We start from the raw sequence: 2,280 nt of genomic DNA, 5'->3' as shown, positions 1-2,280 counted from the left end.
ACCGAAATGCTCGGTCACGTTGCCGAAACGACCGGTCACGATGAACCGAAAATGGACTTGGTCACGATAGGCCGAAATCCTCGGTCACGATGCCGAAATCACCGGTCACGTTGGTCCGAAATACCCATGCGGTCTTTCGGACATCGGTGTCTGGCGCGTTTTCTTTAGGCCAGGCCCCAGCTGAGTAGCCCGATGCCTCAGTGGCGCCGTATGTGCCAAGCGCGGGCTCGGTTTTGATCAATCAGCGAGCCTCAGAGCCCCTCGGGTAAACCCGGTAGTGAACCTCAGCGACCCCTCGGGGCAACCCGACAGGCAGAGGGCGGGGCAACCAAAGAACGGCCGCAAAAGTCATGCGTCGGCGATGTACACAAAGCAGCCGATCGACAGAGTCGAATGGAACGGCAACTCACAGTCTGCAGCGGACCTGCCGTTCAGGCAGCAGCTTTCTGTAACCACAAAGCGGATGAATCAGCGTGTTGCTGCGGGTGGCTAGACCTGTAGACTCCGGGCGCCGCTCGTCTCGCGCGGCAATTCGCAATGAAAACAGGAGCTCTCGAAGCATGGCAACTGCAAAGAAGGCGGCCCCGAAGGCCGCCGCCAAGAAGTCCGCGGTCAAGTCCAAAGTCGTGAAGGCCGCCCCCAAGGCTGCTGTGAAAGCTGCGCCAAAGGGCGCCGGCGTGCTGAAGCCGATCAAGGAAACCTTCAACAAGACGAGCTTGGTGAACCACCTGGTGCAGGCCTCCGGCACTGACGCCAAGACGGTCAAGAGCGTCCTGGGCTCGCTTGAAGCCACGATTCATGCGTCGCTGTCCAAGAAGGGTGCCGGCGCATTCACTTGGCCCGGCGTGCTCAAGATCACCGCGCTGCAGGTTCCGGCTAAGAAGGCGCGCAAGGGTATCGATCCGTTCACCAAGGTCGAGCGCATGTTTGCGGCCAAGCCGGCATCGGTGAAGGTCAAGGCGCGCTTCTTCAAGAAGGTGAAGGACGCTGCGCTGTAATAGGCAAGGTCTTCAACGCAAAGGGCTCCCACGGGAGCCCTTTCTTCTGCGCGCTCTGAATTTTCCCCTCGGTTTACCAATTGAGTACTATGGGCGCATGCCTAACCTCGCCCAAACCCTCAAGCAAGAGATTTCGCGCATCGCTCGCAAGGAGGTCCGTGAGGACCTAGCGGCGCTTCGCAAGTCCGTCACTGCCCACCGTTCCGAGATAGCCTTGCTCAAGCGGACAGTCAAAGAGCTCGGCGCGCAGCTACGCTCGGCACAGAAGGCGGTGATGCGCGCCGCCCCGGTCGTTGTCGAGCAGAAGGACATGGAGCGACCTGGGCGCAAGCGAAGCTTCAATGCTGATCGGCTGAAGGCGAAGCGCCAGGCGCTGGGGATGAGTCAGGCGCAGATGGCGCGACTGCTTGGCATCTCCTCCCTCAGCTTGTGGAAGTGGGAATCCGGCCAGGTTACCCCGCGCGCCTCGATGCTCGAGCGCTACTTTGCGGCCATGAGCATGGGCAAGCGCGAAGCTTGGAAAGTCATCGAGGCCAACTGACCTGGCGGCGGGAACTGCTCGCGCTGCATGGCCTCTGCCGCTTTGTTGCAAGGCGGGCATGGCACCCGATTCAGACCGATCTCGGTCGATCGGCAATCGCGCAGCGAATGTCCGCTGCCTCGGATACCAGTCGTCCCCGCTGTCCCTCGACCCCATGGTCGGCCCGTGCAACTTACTAGAGTTCGCCAGCCAGCCCACGGGGCGCTGGCGGGCATGAGCCTAACGCGTGACGAGTCCAGCCGCTCCAGCAACTCGCGACATCCGCTTTCCGGCGCTCTGTGCAGGCGCTCCTATCGAGACCGCCCCTTGATCGACGCATATGCATTCGGTGGCATTGGTGCGTCAGGCTTGGGCGAAGGCGGCGAAGTTGAGGATGGCGGCTGAATCTGACGTGCATCGGTAAGCGGGTGGCAAACCCATCTTGAATGACCTGGTCGGTCTGAGCAAGATCGTGTGCACGCAACATGAACGTGGACACGATGCTCAAAGACCCTCAGACCCCGCGATATGCGCAGCGCCGCACGCACCGCACCTACACTCCGCAGTTCAAGGCCGAGCTGGTGGCCATGTGCCAGAAGCCCGGCGCATCGATCGCTGCGGTGGCTCTGCAACATGGTAAGCGTCGCCTCAACACCCTCTTGACGAGGATGACAGCGGATAGTCAAACGTCCAGGACGTGGCGCAGCAGGGCGAAGCCGACGCGCCAATGGGTGCCATCGCCGGGGTCGATGGTGGCGGTGC

4 protein-coding genes are annotated in these 2,280 nt (G+C 61.6%); 3 read left to right on the top strand and 1 reads right to left on the bottom strand.

Translation table 11 applies throughout. The features are described from left to right. Nucleotides 1-61 precede the first annotated feature (61 nt). Nucleotides 62-241 carry a hypothetical protein gene (locus tag M3149_RS22520; protein ID WP_251711593.1) on the bottom strand — a complete coding sequence of 60 codons (180 nt, stop codon included), beginning with the start codon at nucleotides 239-241 and terminating at the stop codon, nucleotides 62-64. Between the two features lie 319 nt (nucleotides 242-560). On the opposite strand from M3149_RS22520, the gene M3149_RS22515 reads away from it, so the two are divergent. From M3149_RS22515 to M3149_RS22505, 3 genes are all read left to right on the top strand, one after another. After that, a complete protein-coding gene (locus M3149_RS22515) occupies nucleotides 561-998 on the top strand; it encodes an HU family DNA-binding protein (protein ID WP_251711592.1) in 438 nt (145 codons plus the stop codon). A gap of 97 nt (nucleotides 999-1,095) precedes the next feature. Beyond that, a complete protein-coding gene (locus M3149_RS22510; protein WP_251711591.1) occupies nucleotides 1,096-1,539 on the top strand; it encodes a helix-turn-helix domain-containing protein in 444 nt (147 codons plus the stop codon). Between the two features lie 464 nt (nucleotides 1,540-2,003). Then, a partial coding sequence (locus M3149_RS22505; protein WP_251711590.1) for a transposase occupies nucleotides 2,004-2,280 on the top strand: 277 nt, incomplete at its 3' end.

The sequence above is a fragment of the Hydrogenophaga intermedia genome (assembly GCF_023715105.1).
Classification (GTDB): Bacteria; Pseudomonadota; Gammaproteobacteria; order Burkholderiales; family Burkholderiaceae_C; genus Hydrogenophaga; species Hydrogenophaga intermedia_A.
Note: the sequence above shows the minus strand (reverse complement) of the source record. Positions and strands in the feature narration are given on the sequence as shown.

Bases quoted from the DNA above. Each gene is read 5' to 3' on its own strand.
- M3149_RS22515 (WP_251711592.1), top strand. From the start codon at position 561: ATGGCAACTGCAAAGAAGGCGGCCCCGAAGGCCGCCGCCAAGAAGTCC.
- M3149_RS22510 (WP_251711591.1), top strand. From the start codon at position 1,096: ATGCCTAACCTCGCCCAAACCCTCAAGCAAGAGATTTCGCGCATCGCT.